Below are 1,825 nucleotides of genomic sequence, written 5' to 3'. Positions count from 1 at the left end.
CCCTTGGCGATACCGTTATTCAAAACCTATATGATGTCAGGCTAGCATGTTGCACCGCAGAAAGCCCCAGCCATCTCTTACCGTCAATTACGAACCGCTCGAATCATCCGATGACCCCGTCCACCGTGCACAGCGTCCCGTCTTCTCCCGTGCCCCTCGCGTTTGGCGATCTGCAAGGCTGCCGCAAACCCTTCCAGCAATTGCTGGCGAAGGCGGCGCCCCCGGACGGCACGCCGCTATGGTTCGCGGGCGATCTGGTCAACCGTGGCGCCGAGTCGCTGGCCACGTTGCGCGACGTGATCGCGCTGGGCGAACGCGCGGTGCCGGTGCTGGGCAATCACGATCTGCACCTGTTGTCGGTGTCGGCGGGCATTCGCAAATCGAAAAAAGGCGACACGATCGACGACATCCTCGCCGCGCCCGATGCGGCCGATCTGCTCGACTGGATCCGTCACCGTCCGCTCGCGCATTTCGAGAACGGCATGTTGATGGTGCACGCCGGCGTGCTGCCGGAATGGGACGCGGCGATGACGATGGAACTCGCCGAAGAACTGCAACGCGCGCTACGCGCGCCGAAATGGAAGGAAACGCTCGCGGGGTTGTACGGCAATGAGCCCAATCGCTGGACGCCCGGCTTGAAAGGCATCGACCGGCTGCGCGTGACGTGCAGCGCGTTGACGCGGATCCGCTTCTGCACCGCAGACGGCGCGATGGATTTCAGCAGCAGCGGCACGCTCGGTTCGGCGCCGCCCGGATGCGTTCCATGGTTCGACGTGCCGTCGCGCCGGACCGCCGACGTAACCGTGGTGTTCGGCCATTGGGCCGCGCTCGGTTTGACCTTGCGCGATAACCTGATCGGCCTGGATTCGGGTTGCGTATGGGGCGAACAGCTGTCCGCGGTGCGACTCGCGCAAAATCCCGCCGAACGCACGGTGACGCAGGTGGATTGCGAATCGTGCCGGACGGCCGGCGGCGGCAACTAGGGCATCGAAATAAGCGGCCTCTTATCGGACCCCTGGCGCAGCGCCAGGTGAACACCGCTGTCACGCGGAATCACCCGGACCGTCGACCGGCGCGATCAGTTTGCTCGCTGGATCGTCGGGTCGTCGGACGTTACGGGCTCCTCGGGGCGCTGCCCCGCAGCCGCACCGGCGTTCGCGGCGCCGCACCGCATCTCCTGCAATGCGTGGGCGATCGCGTCTTGCGCTTGCGCAGCCAGCGCGCGTCGATCGGCACCGGGCGCGAGAGCCTCGCCGACGTACACGTGCGCGGTCAGCGGAGCACCGCGCAACAGCCTATCGAGCGATTCGGATAGCGACAGATCGTCGATATAGGCAGGCGCGGTCGACTGCCGGCCCTGGGCGTCTTCATACATCAGGCACACCGGCTGCACCGGCACGCCGGCCGACACCGCCGCCTGGAACAGGTTCGCGTGAAACGGCAGCAGCGCGAGCCCGTCCGACGTCGTGCCCTCCGGAAACACGCACATCAGTTCGCCCGCACTGAGCCGTTCCGACAGCTCGTGCATGATCCGCTTCGCGTCGCTGCGCTTTTCGCGCTGGATAAACACCGTATCGAGCTGCTGCGCGAGCCAGCCGACCACCGGCCATTGCCGGATCTCCGCTTTCGATACGAACGGCGTCGGCCGCCACGCATTGATCACGTAGATATCGATCCACGAAATGTGGTTGGCAACGACCAGCGCGCCCGTGTCCAGGCGCGCGGCGTCGTTATGCACGACCAGGCGCAGTCCGCACAGGCGCAGCATCTTCAGCGACCATGCACGGTTGAGCGCGTGACGCCGCTCGGCGCTCGCATTCGGGAA

2 protein-coding genes are annotated in these 1,825 nt (G+C 65.7%); one reads left to right on the top strand and one right to left on the bottom strand.

The features are described from left to right. Positions 1-110 precede the first annotated feature (110 nt). Entirely contained in the window at positions 111-983 is an 873-nt protein-coding gene (locus VGH68_RS21690) for a symmetrical bis(5'-nucleosyl)-tetraphosphatase (RefSeq protein ID WP_331605760.1), read from the top strand. Between the two features lie 95 nt (positions 984-1,078). On the opposite strand, the gene VGH68_RS21685 is transcribed toward VGH68_RS21690, so the two are convergent. Continuing rightward, the coding region (locus VGH68_RS21685) for a lysophospholipid acyltransferase family protein (RefSeq protein WP_331605759.1) at positions 1,079-1,825 on the bottom strand (747 nt) is incomplete at its 5' end.

Source organism: Paraburkholderia sp. (assembly GCF_036488505.1).
Lineage (GTDB): Bacteria > Pseudomonadota > Gammaproteobacteria > Burkholderiales > Burkholderiaceae > Paraburkholderia.
The sequence above is the reverse complement of the archived record's forward strand: the minus strand, read 5'-3'. Positions and strand labels throughout refer to the sequence as shown.

What these genes read in the sequence shown, in the direction of transcription:
- VGH68_RS21690 (WP_331605760.1), top strand. Translation starts at nt 111, where the DNA reads ATGACCCCGTCCACCGTGCACAGCGTCCCGTCTTCTCCCGTGCCCCTC.